Source organism: Lysobacter alkalisoli, assembly GCF_006547045.1.
Taxonomy (GTDB): Bacteria; Pseudomonadota; Gammaproteobacteria; order Xanthomonadales; family Xanthomonadaceae; genus Marilutibacter; species Marilutibacter alkalisoli.
The window spans coordinates 3176249-3191108 of the sequence record NZ_CP041242.1 but is presented as its reverse complement, the minus strand read 5'-3'; the positions used below and the strand labels follow the sequence as shown (position 1 = coordinate 3191108).

At 68.2% G+C, this 14860-nt stretch carries 13 protein-coding genes; 6 read left to right on the top strand and 7 right to left on the bottom strand.

The window, feature by feature from the left end; all coding sequences use genetic code 11:
• The first annotated feature begins 114 nt into the window (after window positions 1–114).
• From FKV23_RS14125 to FKV23_RS14115, 3 genes are all read left to right on the top strand, one after another.
• Window positions 115–1005: a tryptophan 2,3-dioxygenase gene (locus tag FKV23_RS14125; RefSeq protein WP_141624430.1), complete on the top strand. Its 891-nt coding sequence runs from the start codon at window positions 115–117 to the stop codon at window positions 1003–1005.
• A gap of 76 nt (window positions 1006–1081) precedes the next feature.
• Complete coding sequence (locus tag FKV23_RS14120) at window positions 1082–2665, top strand: AbgT family transporter (RefSeq protein WP_141624429.1); 1584 nt, start codon at window positions 1082–1084, stop codon at window positions 2663–2665.
• Between the two features lie 18 nt (window positions 2666–2683).
• Complete coding sequence (locus tag FKV23_RS14115; protein ID WP_141624428.1) at window positions 2684–3262, top strand: ECF-type sigma factor; 579 nt, start codon at window positions 2684–2686, stop codon at window positions 3260–3262.
• Between the two features lie 13 nt (window positions 3263–3275).
• On the opposite strand, the gene FKV23_RS14110 is transcribed toward FKV23_RS14115, so the two are convergent.
• From FKV23_RS14110 to FKV23_RS14085, 6 genes are all read right to left on the bottom strand, one after another.
• Entirely contained in the window at window positions 3276–3932 is a 657-nt protein-coding gene (locus FKV23_RS14110) for a DUF4412 domain-containing protein (RefSeq protein ID WP_141624427.1), read from the bottom strand.
• A 39-nt stretch (window positions 3933–3971) separates the two neighbouring features.
• The gene (locus FKV23_RS14105) at window positions 3972–4490 is read right to left on the bottom strand and encodes a hypothetical protein (protein WP_141624426.1); all 519 of its coding nucleotides are present in this window, start codon (window positions 4488–4490) and stop codon (window positions 3972–3974) included.
• Between the two features lie 103 nt (window positions 4491–4593).
• The gene (locus FKV23_RS14100; protein WP_141624425.1) at window positions 4594–5355 is read right to left on the bottom strand and encodes a hypothetical protein; all 762 of its coding nucleotides are present in this window, start codon (window positions 5353–5355) and stop codon (window positions 4594–4596) included.
• A 273-nt stretch (window positions 5356–5628) separates the two neighbouring features.
• On the bottom strand, window positions 5629–8448 hold the full coding sequence (locus FKV23_RS14095; RefSeq protein WP_141624424.1) for a serine/threonine-protein kinase: 2820 nt from the start codon (window positions 8446–8448) through the stop codon (window positions 5629–5631).
• Window positions 8449–8556: 108 nt separating this feature from the next.
• The gene (locus tag FKV23_RS14090) at window positions 8557–10299 is read right to left on the bottom strand and encodes a hypothetical protein (RefSeq protein WP_141624423.1); all 1743 of its coding nucleotides are present in this window, start codon (window positions 10297–10299) and stop codon (window positions 8557–8559) included.
• On the bottom strand, window positions 10296–10907 hold the full coding sequence (locus FKV23_RS14085) for a hypothetical protein (RefSeq protein ID WP_141624422.1): 612 nt from the start codon (window positions 10905–10907) through the stop codon (window positions 10296–10298). The genes FKV23_RS14090 and FKV23_RS14085 overlap by 4 nt, the downstream gene beginning before the upstream one ends.
• Window positions 10908–11153: 246 nt before the next feature.
• Here FKV23_RS14085 and FKV23_RS14080 point away from each other — a divergent pair, with 246 nt between their 5' ends.
• Window positions 11154–12752 carry a peptide MFS transporter gene (locus tag FKV23_RS14080; protein ID WP_141624421.1) on the top strand — a complete coding sequence of 533 codons (1599 nt, stop codon included), beginning with the start codon at window positions 11154–11156 and terminating at the stop codon, window positions 12750–12752.
• Between the two features lie 155 nt (window positions 12753–12907).
• Here the strand turns inward: FKV23_RS14080 and FKV23_RS14075 are convergent, their stop codons facing one another.
• The gene (locus FKV23_RS14075; RefSeq protein ID WP_141624420.1) at window positions 12908–13441 is read right to left on the bottom strand and encodes a MarR family winged helix-turn-helix transcriptional regulator; all 534 of its coding nucleotides are present in this window, start codon (window positions 13439–13441) and stop codon (window positions 12908–12910) included.
• Between the two features lie 120 nt (window positions 13442–13561).
• Here FKV23_RS14075 and hppD point away from each other — a divergent pair, with 120 nt between their 5' ends.
• Both hppD and FKV23_RS17860 read left to right on the top strand, forming a co-directional pair.
• Window positions 13562–14656 carry a 4-hydroxyphenylpyruvate dioxygenase gene (hppD, locus tag FKV23_RS14070; protein WP_167285265.1) on the top strand — a complete coding sequence of 365 codons (1095 nt, stop codon included), beginning with the start codon at window positions 13562–13564 and terminating at the stop codon, window positions 14654–14656.
• A gap of 40 nt (window positions 14657–14696) precedes the next feature.
• A complete protein-coding gene (locus FKV23_RS17860; RefSeq protein WP_407067682.1) occupies window positions 14697–14756 on the top strand; it encodes a hypothetical protein in 60 nt (19 codons plus the stop codon).
• Window positions 14757–14860: the final 104 nt, after the last annotated feature.

Here is a 14860-nt window from a genome sequence, read left to right as displayed (position 1 = left end):
GGCCGATGCGGTCTCGGACCGGCCGGGAGCTCCGATGCGGTACCCTTGCGCGCTCCAGAGCCTGTCCATGCGAGCTGCGCGGTGAGTGCGGACGGGCTCAAGCCGGGGATCGAGATGACCGTCAACAAGAACGAACGCGAGCTGGAATCGGGCATCCATACCGACCTGGCCGGCCGCATGAGCTATGGGGGCTACCTGCACCTGGACCGGCTGCTGTCGGCGCAGGAGCCGGTGACGGACCCGCCGCACCACGACGAACTGCTGTTCATCATCCAGCACCAGACCTCCGAGCTGTGGATGAAGCTGATGATCCACGAGTTGGGTGCCGCGCTCGATCACCTGCGCCGCGACCAGGTCTGGCAATGCCAGAAGGGCTTCGCCCGCTGCAAGCAGATCCTGCGCCAGCTGACCGAGCAATGGTCGGTGCTGGAGACGCTGACCCCATCCGAATACATGGGCTTCCGCGACCGGCTCGGGTCGTCGTCGGGGTTCCAGTCGCTGCAGTACCGCACCATCGAATTCCTGCTCGGCAACAAGAACGCCTCGATGCTCAAGGTGTTCGCCTACGATCCCGGGGCGCAGGCCGGGCTGGCGCGGGTGCTGGATGCGCCGAGCCTGTACGACGAGTTCCTGATGTACCTGGCCCGATTCGGCCACGAGGTGCCGGCGCGCCACCTGCAGCGCGAATGGCGCCAGACCCACGTCCACGACCCGGCGCTGGTGCCGGTGTTCGAACGCATCTATGAGGACACCGACCGCTACTGGCGCGAATACGCGCTGTGCGAGGATCTGGTCGACCTGGAAACCCAGTTCCAGCTCTGGCGCTTCCGCCACATGCGCACGGTGATGAGGATCATCGGCTTCAAGCGTGGCACCGGCGGCTCCAGTGGCGTCGGCTTCCTCAAGCAGGCGCTGGAGCTGACCTTCTTTCCCGAACTGTTCGACGTGCGCACCTCGGTCGGGCCGGCGGCCGATTACGGTGCCGCGCCTTCGCCGGCGGGTTGAGACTGCACCGATTCCTCCTTCCCCACGCGTCCAGCTGCACCCAGTTGCCACCTGCAAAACGTAGCCAGGAGTCGCCATGAGCCAGTCAACACCCACCCCCGCGCTTGCCTCGCGCGGCCTCGTCACCCGCTTCCTCGATGGCGTCGAGCGCATCGGTAACAAGCTGCCCGACCCGGCGATGCTGTTCCTGCTGCTGATGCTGGTGGTCTGGGTCGTCTCGGCCCTGCTGTCCAACGTCAGCTTCAGCGCGGTCGATCCGCGCAGCGGTGACCCGATCCAGATCAGGAACATGCTCAGCGGCGGGGCCCTGGTCGAGTTCATGAGCCAGCTGGTGCCGACCTTCGTCAACTTCCCGCCGCTGGGCGTGGTGCTGGTGGCGATGCTGGGCCTGGGCGTGGCCGAACACACCGGTTTCATCAACGCGATGATCAGGGCGATCATGTCGGTCACCCCGAAGATGCTGCTGACCCCGATGCTGATCGCGGTCGGCGTGCTCAGCCACGTCGCGGTCGACGCCGGCTACGTACTGGTGATCCCGCTCGGCGCGGTGATCTTCTATGCCGCCGGCCGCCATCCGCTGGCCGGCATCGCCGCCGCCTTCGCCGGCGTGTCCGGCGGCTTCTCGGCGACGATGTTCGTGCCGTCCAGCCTCGACCCGCTGCTGGCCGGCCTGACTCAGGCCGCGGCGCACATCACCGATACCTCGGTCGAGGTCAATCCGCTCAACAACTACTTCTTCACCACCGCCTCCACCTTCCTCGTGGTCGCGGTCGGCTGGTTCCTGACCGACAAGGTGATCGAACCGCGCCTGCGCGGCACCGAGGTCGACGGCGACCCGGCGGACATGCCGACCATGGATGCCCTCAAGTCGCAGGAAATCCGCGGTCTGATCGCGGCGGTTGTCGCGATGGTCGTGGCGATCGCGCTTTTCGTGGTCACCCTGGCCTGGCCGGGCACCCCGTGGGCGGCCCCGGCCGACCAGGTCCTGGCCGGCATGAACCCGCTGCTGACCGCGGCGGCACCGCTGATGCGCTCGATCGTCGGCCTGATCTTCGTGTTCTTCCTGATCCCGGGCGTGGTCTACGGCTACGTCTCCGGCAGCGCGACCTCGCACCGCGACATCATCAAGGGCATGAGCAAGGCGATGAGCGGCATGGGTTACTACGTCGTCATGGCGTTCTTCTGCGCGCAGTTCATCTACGCTTTCGGCCAGAGCAACCTCGGCGCGCTGCTGGCGATCGAGGGCGCCGCGCTGCTGCAGGCGATGAACCTGCCGATGGGCGTGACCGTGATCGGCATCGTGCTGCTGTCGGGCTTCGTCAACCTGATGGTCGGCTCGGCCTCGGCCAAGTGGGCACTGATCGGCGCGGTGATGGTGCCGATGCTGATGCAGCTGGGCGTCTCCCCCGACCTGACCCAGGCCGCCTACCGCGTCGGCGACTCCAGCACCAACATCATCACCCCGCTGATGCCGTATTTCCCGTTGATCGTGGTGTTCTGCCAGAAGTACGTGAAGTCCAGCGGCATCGGCACCCTGATCGCGCTGATGCTGCCGTTCTCGGTCGTGCTGCTGGTGCTGTGGACCGCGTTCCTGCTGGCGTTCTGGGCACTGGGCCTGCCGCTCGGCATCGGCGCGAGCTATGCGTACCCGGTCGGCTGAGGCCGGGTTGGCGCGGCCGTGAGCGACACCCGTCCGGACCCGCGCGAGGGCACTGCTCCGGCCGACACGCCGACCGAAGCAGTGCGCCGGCTGGCCGACCGACTGCTTCCGTTGTTCTACGACGACCTGCGTCGCATCGCTCACCGCGAACGCGTGCGCGGCGGCCCGGGCGGCACCTTGCAGACCACCGAACTGGTGCACGAGGCCTACCTGAAGCTGCGCAACGCGCGCGACTGGAACGACGACGCGCACTTCCTGCGGTCGGCCGCGCTGGCCATGCGCCACGCGCTGGTGAACCACGCCTGCGAGCGCCGCGCCGCCAAGCGTGGGGGCGGGGCCGCCCACGTGCCGCTCGACCTCGCCCCCGAACTGGCGGCGGAAGATGCGGCCGACGAGCGCCTGCTCGCCCTGCACGAGGCTCTCGACCGCCTGGCCGGGCATGCGCCGCGGGTGGCCGCGGTGGTCGAATGCCGCTACTTCGGCGGTTGCGACGAGGCCGAGACCGCGCGCGCGCTGGGCGTGTCCGAGCGCACCGTCCGCCGCGACTGGAAACTGGGACGGGCGTGGCTGTACCGGGAGCTGGAGGAGGGCGCCTGAGCGCCCGCCCTGCCTACATCATCTTCCTGTAATCCGGCGGGATCGCGAACACGGCGTCGTCGATGCGCTGCTTTTCCACCGACAGCACTTCCCAGACGGTTTCCATCCTTCCGTCGCCGCTGTCGCCGCTGACCTTCATCGGAAAGTGCCCGTCGAGTCCCGTCCTCCACGAGGACGATTGCATCATCGGCATGAACAGCGCGGCGAAGTCGAGGCCGAGCTGCTTCGTAACCCACATTTCTGTGCGGCCGTCATTGACGCTCACGATCCATTTCTCGCATTCGTACCCGTGGATCGTCCGGGTCTCGCCGGTCCTGGTGACCTTGTCATCGCTTTCTTCGGCGTACGGGCTCATGTCGCGCACCGGCATCTCGACCCAGGCCTTTTCCTGGGGCATCAGCATGCGCACGGTGGGCTGGCGAATGTTGCGCAGCGCGATCATCGGCTCCTCGCCACCGGCCTCCATCCGCACGTTGTCGCCCTTGATCGAATAGGTGATGCGTTCTTCGCCCATCGACGAGCCGATGACGAGCCTGCCTTCGAATGCCTGCGCGGAGAGGCGAGTTCGCGTGGAGACGTCTGCCGTTTGGGAGGGGGCATCGGCCTGCGTGGAGGCGTCGCAGCTAGCGCAGAACACCAGCAGGAACAGGGAGAGAAGGATGGTTTTCATGGCACGCAGCTCCTGTTTCGATCTATATGGCGGTGGCCGCTACCGGACCCGGCTGCCAAGTGCGCGTGCCAGTCCTTCGGCGTGTTCGCGCCGGTACTCGCTGGATGCGGTCACCACCTTGATCCCGCAGTAACGGCCACCGGCGCAGCGGAACCAGAGCTCGCCATACAGTTCGGCCCAGGTCGCGCCTTCGCCGAAGCCGTCGATCGGTTCGCCGATCTCGGCCAGTTGGCGGTATTCCCCTTCGGAAAGTACGGCGGCGTGGATGGCCTCGGGCCGGCCATCGGACAGCGTCGTCTTCGACGGCCAGATACAACCGCCGAACAGCAGGTCCTGCCGGCCGGGGGTGTGTTCGTCGATGACGGCTTCGATCTCGCTGTCCCTGAGCAGCTTGCAGGTTTCGTTGCCCCAGGATTCGGGCGCGCTGTAGCTGGACAGGCCATCGGAGCCCTGTGTGGTCGAATCTGCCTGTGGACGGTCGCAGCCGGCAATGGCCGCGATCAAGACGGTCGCCAGAATCAGTGCGGAACGGGCGATGGCGGGGATCGGGATGCGCATGGATGGAGCTCCTCCGGGCACGCCGTCCCGAGCGGATCGGGACAGCCTCACCCCCATGCAACAGGAAACGGCGCCGGATCAGGCCACGCCGGCAACCGTTCGCTCAGCCGACCAATCCGGTGGCCCAGCGCGCGAACGCATCCCAGCCGTCGGTACCTGCTAGGACCATCCGCAAGGGCTGCGACAGGATGATGGCGAGGCCGCCCCACAGCGTGACCGGGTGCAGTCGGCCGCGCGAACGGAAATCCCACAGCGCCAGCGCGACGATGAACAGGTCGGTCAGTCCCCAGAAGGCCGGCGGGCCGTAGTCCAGCACGCCCGGCCAGCGGGCGATGGCGGCGGCCAGCAGGTTGATCGTGGCCAGCAGCATCCAGCGCTTGTGGGCTTGCGGATTGCGCCGCTGGCCGAGCGCCAGCGCGACGAAAACCGTGAACAGGCCGACGTCGAAGATCGGGATCGCGAGAAACTGCAGCGGCGGCACCGGCACCGCGACGAACCCCTCCGGCCGCGCCGCGGCGACCAGCGAGCCCCACAACCCCAACACCAGCATCGCCACCGCCAGCAACGCCCCGAAGGGACCGATCCGGCGATGCACCCCGATGCGCTCATTGGCGACCAGCGACGTCTGCACGACCAGCAGCACGAACCAGGCAGCGAACACCGCGCCATGCACGAAGAAGATCGTCTCGGACGCAGCGGCATGGTCCGGGAACAGTGGCCGCAGGAAGAAGCTGCGCGAAAAGCCGATGAAGACGACAACCAGCATCGCCCATGCCATTGCGCCGAAGAAGCGCCGCTCGGCCAGCGTGCCGATGGCGAGGTGGGGTGGTGACGCCTGGACATCGAAAGGAGCGCTGCTGTTCATGGCCGATGCCCTTGACGATTGAAGGTGGACTCGGCTGCGATGCCGGGACGCCTCTGTATGACAACCGGAAATGGTGCCGAAACAGGACAAGGCCGGCGCAGGCCGTCGATCAGGCCACGCCCACCAGTGCATGGATGCCAGCCATTCCCAGCGCGCCCGCATCGGCACCGCGGCGACCGCTAGCAGCAGTGCGAGCAGGGCCAGCGCGAGCGCGCCGCGCAAGCCCTCCCGAGCGCCGAAGCACGGGGACCGGGCAATCTCCGGTCAGCGGGCTCACGGCGCCCGCTCCAGCCGCGCCAGCCAGGCTTCGGCGGCGGCGCGTTCAGCGCTGTCGGGGTGATGGTGGCGACGGTAGCCATCGACCGCGCGTTCGGCCCATCCGCGCGCCTGCGCCGCGTTCCCGGCCTGGGCCAGTGCGCGTGCATGGAGCCACCACAGTTCCGGGGCGAGGCGGGCATCGCGCAGGCCCTCGCTGCGGTCATGGGTGGCGAGGGCGTCGCCGCTGTGGCGCAGCGCGGCCGCAGTGTCGCCTTCCTCGAGGGCGAGCCGTGCCAATCCGGCCTGCGCCAGCGCGACCGAGGGCAGCCGGCGCGGTCCGGCGTCCGCCAGAACACGGGTGAGCTGGCGGCGGGCTTCCCCGATTTCGCCGCGGGCCAGCAGGAAACCGCCCCAGCGTGAGCGGATGTCCAGCACCGGGACGCTGTCGGCCGGATTGTCGGCCTCCCGGCCTTGCAGGGATTGCTGCAGCCAGTGGCGGGCTTCCGGATGGCGGCCCAATGCCGCGAGTGCTTCGCCAAGGCCTTGCTGGGCGTAGTGGATCTGGTAACGGTGGGCGGCGCTGAGCCGGTAGTCGCGTTCGGCCGCTTCCAGCAGCGGCAACGCGACCTGTGGCCGGCCTTCGCGCAGCAGGGCGATGCCGTGCGCGGCGCGGGCCAGCGCGACGGTGCCGCGCTCGTCGGCGGCGGGTTCTGCCGGCAGCAGCGGTTGCAGCGCCTCGAAGATCGCCAGTGCGCGCTCGCGCTCGCCGATTTCGTGCAGCAGCCCGGCCCAGCCGGCGGCGGCATGCCAGTAGCGGCGGTTGTGCTCGCCATGGGTCTGCTGCGTGAGCGAGGCGGCGGTGGCGAAGGCGGCCTCGGCATCGGCGGCACTGCCGAGGAAGGCTTCCAGGTGGCCTAGGTTGGCGTACATCACCTGCAGTTCGCCGTCGTCACGCTCGCGTGCGGATTCGGCCACGGTCAAGGCGCGGCGCAGCCAGTCGCGGCTGTGCGCCGCGTCGCCGTGCTGCCCGCGTTCCCAGTACGCGGTAGCGAGGTTGGCCAGCGTTATCACGCGGTCCCAATCGTCGGGGGCGGTGCGTTCGAACAGTCGTGTCGCCTCCTCCAGCGCCTGCACCCGCGCCGGCCATTGCGACAGGTCGGCTTCCAGCGCGTTGGCGCGGTGCAGCCACCAGCGTGCGCGCAGGGCGCTGTGGTCCAGGCCGGCGCGGCGGATCAGCGGGTCGGCGCGTTCGACCAGGGCCAGGGCGGTGGCGTGGTCGTCGTGCTGGCGGGCGTCGTCGGCCTCCAGCAGCAGGGCGTGGATCACTGCCGGGTGGTGGTCGCCGTGCAGTTGCCGTGCCAGTGCGACCTGGCTTGCCTGCAGCGCGGCGTAGCGTTCGCGCTCGCCGAGGGCGCGGTAGATCTCCGCAGTCAGGCCTAGCATCTCCAGTTGCAGCTCCGGACGATCGGCGAACTCGCTGTCCAGGCGTGCGCTGCCGATGTCGAGCAGTTCGCGCGCGGTGATCTGGCCGCGTGGGCGGTCCGACGCGATCCGCGGGTCGCTGGCCTTGAACAGCTGGACCAGGTAATTCCTGATCGCGGTGGCCTGGGCGGCCTGCTGCTCGGCGCGACGGGCCTGCCAGGCCGTGCCAACCAGTCCGGCGGTCAGGGTCATGAGCAGCGTGGCGGTGGCGGCGACCGGCCAGCGGTAGCGGCGCAGCAGGCGTCCGAGCACGTACAGGCGTGCGCCTTCACGTGCGGCCACGGGGGCGCCGTCGAGCGCACGCTGGATGTCCTGGTGCAGCGCGTCCACGGTGACGTAGCGGCGTTCCGGTTCCCGGCGCAGGCATCGCGCGACGATCGCCTCCAGGTCGCTGCGCAACCGGTGCGGCGCGTGCGCCAATGCGGTCCCCGCGGCGGCGACCGCGCGCATCGGTGGCGCGGGCGTGTCGAGCATCAGCCGCACCGTCCGCACCAGCGGTTGCCCTTGCAGCGGCCAGGGGCGTGTATCGGTGAGCAGATGGAACAGCAGCAGACCGAGCGCGTGGATGTCGGTTGCGGTGGTGACCGGCTCGCCGGCCAGTTGCTCGGGTGCGCACCAGTCCGGGGTCAGGACGGCCTGGGTGAGGGTGGGCGCGGCGGCATCGACGATCGGCTTGGCGATGCCGAAGTCGAGCAGGCGTGCGCGGCCGGCGGCGTCGACCAGAATGTTGGATGGCTTGATGTCGCGGTGCACGACCAGGTTGCGGTGCGCATGGTCGACCGCATCGCAGACCTGCAGCAGCAGGTGCAGGCGGTTTTCCGCCGGCAACGCATGCTGCCGGCAGTAGCGGTCGATGGGCTCGCCTTCGACATACTCCAGCGCCGCCCACGGCCGGCCATCGGTGCTGATGCCGCCATCGAGCAGGCGGGCGATGCCGGGATGCTCGAGGCGGGCGAGGATCTCGCGTTCGGCGTGGAAACGCTCGACCTGGGCCACCGCCTCATGACGCAACAGCTTGAGGGCGACGGTCTGGTGGAAGGCGCCGTCGGCGCGCTCGCCCAGGTAGACCTCGCCCATGCCGCCATGGTCGAGCGGCGCACACACCAGCCAGGGACCGAGCCGATCGCCGGACGAAAGGGTGAAGCCGGCGTCTGTCATGCCGGATGCGGGTGCGGGCGATGAATCGAGATAGCCTTCGGCCGAGGCATCGGCCTGCAGCAGCGACATCACTTCCGCATGCACCTGCTCGTCGCTGCAGACGGCGTTGACGTACGCCGCCCGTGCCGCTGGCGGAAGGCGGCTGGCAGCGGCGAACAACTGCTCGATCCGTTCCCAGGAAGCCTGGTGCTTCATCGGCGGACCCGTCCTCGTGGTGCCACCGCGCGCGGACTGGCGGCGGTCTAACAGGCTGTTCTTCAACAGCCTGCCAAGGATAGCGCCGCACGCGGGGGTGGATGGCGGTCAAGTTGGCCGGCCGATCCCGCGGCAGGCCTTCGTCATGTCGAGACCGGCCTGCTGCAGTTGGCTGCGCAATACCGGATTGTCGCAGGCGCGGCCCAGGTCCAGAGGCGGCAACGAGCGTGTGTCCGCCGGCGATGCCGGTGTGGGCAGCGGGGGCTTCGGCTTCGTCGGCGAGGATGGGGGTGGGCCGCCTCCGCTGCTCCGGCCACCACCTTGTGCCTGGCCCGCCGGTCCGCCGCCAGCGGCCTCGCGGCACAGCGGCGTGTCGGGCGCGTAGGCCGTGCGCTTTAGGACGTGCTTGCCCTCGGAATGGACGCCACCCGTGCTTTCGATCTTCCTGGTCCGCAGCAGGCCGAGGATCGCATTGACGCCGTCGGCGATCAGTTGCGGAACCTGCCAGCCGATCCCGGGGGCGACATGTATCGCCAGCGTCGCCGCACGGCAGACGTTGGGCTGCAGCGGCAGGGCCAGATTGGAGCCGCGCGAGACGCCCACCGACGAGGTCATCGCCATGTACGGACCCACCCGGAAGCCGAACCCGCCGATCCCGGCCAGCACCCGCAACTGGTGGGCGAGCACCATGCCGCTGACGCCGACCGAAATTCCACGCAGTCCCTCGACCATGCCGCTGTTAACCGTCTGGATGACCGGGCCGCCGAATTGGCCGAAGCGGCCGTCGCGGTAGCCGAAGTGCAGGTCGCCCTGCAGGCCGTAGTCGCCGATTGCCTTGAGCACGCTGTTGCTGGCGCTGAACGCCGACTTCACCATGAACCGCTGGTGCAACGACAGGCTCAGCGGGCTGCCGATGTTGAGCAGGATCGGCAGGGTCATCGCTACCGGCACCAGCCGGCCCAGGGTGTTGATGTTGGCGTCGACCTTGCCCTGCGTGGTCGCGACGAAGCCCAGCCGCAGACCGGCCGCGCCGCTGAGCCGCAGGCTGGCCTCCTTGAGCTTGCCGATGCCGATCCTGAGCCGCACGTGCACGCGCGGTGCCTGCAGCCGCAGCTTGGCCACGAATTCGATGTTGGCCTGGCTGTTGCTGAGCGCGGTGCGGATGCCGATGCCGCCGGCGCCGACTTCGGGGATCACTCCGATCTGCAGCGGCAGGCGGCCTGCGGCAGCCGGCCATGCCCGCGGCCACGCCTGCAGTACCCCGAACGCCTCGGCGCGGGCCAGTTCCTCCTCGGCGTCGCGTTCGCGCCAGGGCACCGCCGGCGACAGGTTCATGTCGGTGCCCGGCAGGCCCGGGGCCACCTCGACGATCGCGCGGGACAGGTCCACCGGCTGCTCCAGTGCCAGGTCGCAGTCGCGGATGTAGTCGGTCAGCTCGGCCGGGCCCAGCACCACCACCACCGCATCGCCGGCGCGGTGCATCGCCAGCACCCGCCCGGCGCAGCGGTCGGTGATCAGGGCGACTGCGCCGGGCCGCAGGCGCGAGGCGCCGCGGGCGCCGGCATCGATGACCCAGGTCAGGCCGTCGTCGCCGCGGTCGAGGATGCTGGATGCGCCGTCGCGGACCATGACCACGTCGGGCTGGTAGTGGATGTCGCCCTCGGCGGGTGCCATGCCATAGCGCAGCTCGGCCTCGCCGAGCTCGGCAGCGCCGAGCAGGCGCGGTTCGGACGGTCCGCGGCCGCAGCCGGCCAGCCACACGCCGAGGCCGGCGAGGGCGGCGCCCTGGCAGAACGCCCGCCGGCCCGGCATCCAGATCGGACGGTCCCGGCCAGGGTCGAAACCGCTCACGGCCGGTGCTCGGCCTCCCCGGCCAGCAGCCGGGCGTCGGCGGAACGCGCCGCGGCGACCAGCGGTTCGTGCAGCAGCGTCTCGTCGATCAGACGGACTGCGCCGACCACGATCCAGGTCTCGCCACGACGGAAATAGACCGTGCTGCGGCGCAGCCAGCCCTCGTCGCCGAGGTCGTCGATGGCGGTGAAGGCGTCGGGGTCGCGCTCGTTGAGCCGGCGGTCGGTGGCGACCAGCGTCTGCGCGCCTTCGCCGATCGCGACATCGACCTTGGCCACCGGTCCGGCCGGGAAGCCGGGGTAGACACAGCTGGGCCGGACCGAGCCGAGGTTGAACGACTGCGGCGTATCGAGACGCAGCTTGACGATCGCCTCCGCCTCTTCCTGGGTGACCAGCGCGCAGGGGTCGATCAGCGTCGGGTCGGGGCCGGTGTCGGGTGCCGCGGCCACCGCGGCTTCGGCCGGGTCTGGCTGGGCGATCAGGTGAGCGAGGTCCGCATCGACTCCGATCGCGCTATCCGACGCGTCGCTGCCGCGGGAACAGGCGGCGCAGGCGACCAGCAGGCCGACCAGCAGGCTGCGGGAGATGGACGGGCAGTATGCGGGCATGGGGTGTCTCCTTGCCGCCCGGCGTACGACGGGCTTGTGTCCATCCAGAACAGGAAACCGACCCGTGACCGGACATCCGATACGACTGCCCGAGGGAAATGCTGCACTGCCGCAATACGCCGCCGGTTTGACTCCGCCGAGTCGCAGCGGTTACACCTTGCGGTCGTTTTCACGCCCCCGGTTCCGGCCGGGGGCGTCCGATCCGTCTGCCCAGGGCTATCCGTGGCCCGCAGGAGTCCACCACACATGAGTTCCACACCCGGTTCCGTCGGCGAGGAAGGCAAGACCCTTCTCGGCCATCCACGCGGCCTGTTCATGCTGTTCTTCGCCGAAATGTGGGAGCGTTTCTCCTACTACGGCATGCGCGCGCTGCTGGTCCTGTACCTGACCAAGCACTGGTTGTTTTCCGACGGCGAAGCTTCGGTGGTGTACGGCGCCTATACCGCGCTGGTCTACATCACCCCGGTGATCGGCGGCTACCTGGCCGACAAGTACCTGGGGCAACGCAAGGCGGTGTTGTATGGCGCGGTGCTGTTGACCATCGGCCACTTCCTGATGGGCTTCGAAGGCGATGGTGGGCAGGGCAGTCCCGCGCTCGATGCGTTCTGGCTGGCGCTGGCCTTCATCATCGTCGGCTCGGGCTTCCTCAAGGCCAACATCTCGGTGATGGTGGGGCAGCTGTATCCGCGCACCGACGTGCGCCGCGATGGTGCGTACACGATCTTCTACATGGGCATCAACCTCGGCGCCTTCCTCGGTTCGCTGCTGTGCGGCTACCTGGGTGAGGTGTACGGCTGGAAGTACGGCTTCGGCGCCGCCGGCGTCGGCATGTTGCTGGGCCTGATCGTGTTCGTGATCGGAAAGCCGTTGCTGCAGGGGCGCGGTGAGTCCAGGGCGCCGGCCAAGCTGCGCGAACGCATCGCGGGCATCCCGTTCGAATGGCTGCTCTACGGTTTCGGCATCCTCGTCGTCGTTGCCTGCTGGTGGATGGTGCAGAACCAGAAGGTTGTGGGCTGGGCGCTGTTCGTCAGCGGCATCGTGCTGCTGGCATACGTGATCTGGACGGCGGTGACCAAGCTCGACCGCCATGCGCGCGATCGCATCTTCGCGGCGATGATCCTGATGATCGGTTCGGTGCTGTTCTGGTCGTTGTTCGAACAGGCCGGCTCGTCGCTGAACCTCTATACCGACCGCTACGTGGACCGCAACATGCTGGGCTGGGACGTGCCGGCTTCGATGTTCCAGTCGATCAACGCGATGTACATCATCCTGCTGGCGCCGTTCTTCGCGATGCTGTGGACGTGGCTGGGCAAGCGGGGGCTGGAGCCGCCCGCACCGGCGAAGTTCGGACTGGCCATGATCCAGCTTGGCTTCGGTTTCCTGGTGCTGGTGGCCGGCGCAGCGGGTGTCGCCACCGGCAACATGACGCCGGTGCTCTTCATCTTCCTGATCTACCTGCTGCACACCACCGGCGAGTTGTGCCTGTCGCCGGTTGGGCTGTCGGCGATGAACCGGTTGGCGCCCGCGCACCTTGCCAGTCTGATCATGGGCTGCTGGTTCTTCGCGTCGGCCACGGGCAACTTCGTCGCCGGATTGATCGCGGCTGCGACGGGTTCGGAAGCCGCGTCCGGCGAGGATGCCGCCCAGCAGGTGGTGCTGGAGGTGTACACCACGGTCGGCTGGGTCGCGGTGGCGGTGGGTGTCGGCTTCATGATCGTGGCGCCGCTGATCCGCAAGCTGATGCACCTGGACACGCTCAAGGATGACAACCCCGCGCTTGCCGGTGTGGGCGAACTTGCAGAACCGGCCGCTGCCGGCATGCATCCGGAAGAAGAACTGAAGTGACGATCCACACCCGTGCCCGCATCGCGGGTACGGGTGGCGACGGGTGGTCATCGAATCGAGAACGGCGGCCTTGGGCCGCCGTTCTTCGTTGTATCGGGTGTGGGTGGTTTGCAGGCTGGCCCAGTCTCAGCGGCCGGGAAGCAGTACCGGTGCCTTCAACCTCCGGCTGCGTCGGCTTCGGCCTGCAGCTCCAGTTCGTCGAGGCGGTCGAGCAGGTTGAACAGCGCCGTGCGCTCGTCCTCGCCGATGCCGCCGAGCAGGCGCCGCTCGAAGTCCAGCGCCAGCGGCACGATCTCGTCGTAGATCCTGTAGCCGTCCTCGCTCAGGCGCAGCACCGAGCGGCGGCGGTCGTCGTCGTGCATCTCGCGCTCCAGCCGTCCGGCTTCGACCAGCCGCGAAACCGCCCGGCTTACCGCGACCTTGTCCATCGCGGTGCGCTGGGCGACCGCGTTGGCCGACAGGTCCGGGTAGCGGCCGAGCACGGCCATGACCCGCCATTCGGTGATGCTGAGGGCGAAGCGCTGCGAATAGACCTGCGCGATCGCCGAGCTGACCCGGTTCGACAGCACCGACAGGCGGTAGGGCAGGAAATGCTCGAGATCCAATTGGGCGTGACCCAATTGGGCGTGACCAGGGCGGGTGGGGCCGCGGCCCTGCGGGGGCTTGGTTGCCGGCTTGGACGTGTTCATTGCGTACGATGGCCTTGCGTATGGTTTCATTTGAAACTATAAAGGGTGATTATGAAGCGCGACAGTGCGCGCCGCCCATCCAGCCATCCCAGGCAACCCAGGCAGAACCCAGGAGTCCCCATGAGCGCCCAACCCAACCTTGGCATGCAGGTCACCACCTTCGAGAACCCGCTCGGCATCGATGGCTTCGAGTTCGTCGAGTTCGCCGCGCCGCAAGGCCAGGCTGGATCCCTGCACGACTATTTCCGCAAGCTGGGCTTCACGGCCGTGCTGCGCCACAAGCGCCGTCCGATTACGGTGTATCGGCAGGGCGGTGTCAACTTCCTGGTCAACGAAGATCCGGACGGTTTCGCCGCCGACTTCGCCGCCAAGCACGGCCCGAGCGCCTGCGGCTTCGCGATCCGCTTCAAGGAACCGGCCGGCAAGGTGTTCGACACCGTGGTCGGCAACGGCGGCGAGGCGATCACCGACAAAGCCGACAGCAAGGCCGTCGACGCGCCGGTGGTCAAGGGCATTGGCGACTGCATGCTGTACCTGGTCGACAGGTACGGCGACAAGGGCAGCATCTACGACGGCGACTACGAGGCGATCGAAGGTGCCGACCCGAATCCGGCCGGTTTCGGCCTGACCTTCATCGACCACCTGACCCACAACCTGTACTTCGGCAACATGCAGAAGTGGTCGGACTACTACGAGAAGCTGTTCAACTTCCGCGAGATCCGCTACTTCGACATCAAGGGCGCAAAGACCGGTCTGGTGTCGAAGGCGATGACCGCGCCGGACGGCATCGTCCGCATCCCGCTCAACGAGTCCAATGACCCCAAGAGCCAGATCAACGAGTACCTCGATGCCTACAAGGGCGAGGGCATCCAGCACATCGCCTGCTTCACCGACGACATCTACACCACCGTCGAGGCGATGCGCGCGCAGGGCGTGGAGTTCCTCGATACTCCGGACACCTACTTCGAGGTGATCGACCAGCGTATTCCCGACCACGGCGAGGACGTGCCGAGGCTGGCGAAGAACAAGATCCTGATCGACGCCGACCCGGAGACCCAGCAACGCAAGCTGCTGCAGATCTTCACCCAGAACGCGATCGGTCCGATCTTCTTCGAGATCATCCAGCGCAAGGGCAACGAGGGCTTCGGCGAGGGCAACTTCCAGGCCCTGTTCGAGAGCATCGAGCGCGACCAGATGAAGCGCGGCGTGCTGTAATCGGCGCCGCCTTCTGGATGGTTCGCAGCACGATCCCGAGGTGGATGCAGCGCGTACCGACTGTTTGGAATCCCAGGGGATCACGGTAATGCGGTTCTGACAACGATGCTTTGAACCAAACGGAAGCGGTGGTTGGGGCGATCTTCAACTTCGCTGGCCGCCAGACCCTCACCCCAACCCCTCTCCCGGAGTGAGAGGGGATTC

Coding starts and splice junctions, on each gene's coding strand:
- FKV23_RS14125 (WP_141624430.1), top strand. CDS start 115: ATGACCGTCAACAAGAACGAACGCGAGCTGGAATCGGGCATCCATACC.
- FKV23_RS14120 (WP_141624429.1), top strand. CDS start 1,082: ATGAGCCAGTCAACACCCACCCCCGCGCTTGCCTCGCGCGGCCTCGTC.
- FKV23_RS14110 (WP_141624427.1), bottom strand. CDS start 3,932: ATGAAAACCATCCTTCTCTCCCTGTTCCTGCTGGTGTTCTGCGCTAGC.
- FKV23_RS14105 (WP_141624426.1), bottom strand. CDS start 4,490: ATGCGCATCCCGATCCCCGCCATCGCCCGTTCCGCACTGATTCTGGCG.
- FKV23_RS14100 (WP_141624425.1), bottom strand. CDS start 5,355: ATGAACAGCAGCGCTCCTTTCGATGTCCAGGCGTCACCACCCCACCTC.
- FKV23_RS14095 (WP_141624424.1), bottom strand. CDS start 8,448: ATGAAGCACCAGGCTTCCTGGGAACGGATCGAGCAGTTGTTCGCCGCT.
- FKV23_RS14085 (WP_141624422.1), bottom strand. CDS start 10,907: ATGCCCGCATACTGCCCGTCCATCTCCCGCAGCCTGCTGGTCGGCCTG.
- FKV23_RS14080 (WP_141624421.1), top strand. CDS start 11,154: ATGAGTTCCACACCCGGTTCCGTCGGCGAGGAAGGCAAGACCCTTCTC.
- FKV23_RS14075 (WP_141624420.1), bottom strand. CDS start 13,441: ATGAACACGTCCAAGCCGGCAACCAAGCCCCCGCAGGGCCGCGGCCCC.
- hppD (WP_167285265.1), top strand. CDS start 13,562: ATGAGCGCCCAACCCAACCTTGGCATGCAGGTCACCACCTTCGAGAAC.